1 protein-coding gene is annotated in these 369 nt (G+C 61.5%); it reads right to left on the reverse strand.

Annotated features, from left to right (window positions below):
• Positions 1-45 precede the first annotated feature (45 nt).
• Complete coding sequence (locus ACLQ24_RS30425) at positions 46-261, reverse strand: recombinase family protein (RefSeq protein WP_425895171.1); 216 nt, start codon at positions 259-261, stop codon at positions 46-48.
• Between the last annotated feature and the right edge of the window lie 108 nt (positions 262-369).

Raw genomic sequence — 369 nt, forward strand, 5'->3', positions numbered from 1 at the left:
GCCTCCGCCAGACTCCCCACTCGAGTGCCCGCTAATTGATCTTGCCTAACGGGACTTCTCCGAGCGTTGGTCCTCAAGGGCCGTGATGTCGCGGGCGTGGAGTTCGTCTTCGAGGAAGACGAACAGTTCTTTCATGGAGCGGGCGACTCGGTCGGGGCGGTGGATGACGAGGGTGTCGCCGGCGCGCAGGGCGTTCAGGGCGGTGCGCGGTTTGGGGCGGTCGCCGCGGGTGGTGCTCCAAGGTAAGGGCAAAGCGGCCATGAGTGGATCTTGAATGGTGTTTCGGCTGGGTCCGCGGCCTGGGTCGGCTGCCGCGTATTAGTTGAGATCATTTTTGTTGCAGTCGAAGATTGCGTTACTTAGTGTGAT

The sequence above is a fragment of the Micromonospora sp. DT4 genome, assembly GCF_049841675.1.
Taxonomy (GTDB): domain Bacteria; phylum Actinomycetota; class Actinomycetes; order Mycobacteriales; family Micromonosporaceae; genus Micromonospora.

Excerpts from the sequence above, each read along its gene's own strand:
- ACLQ24_RS30425 (WP_425895171.1), bottom strand. The coding sequence starts at position 261 with ATGGCCGCTTTGCCCTTACCTTGGAGCACCACCCGCGGCGACCGCCCC.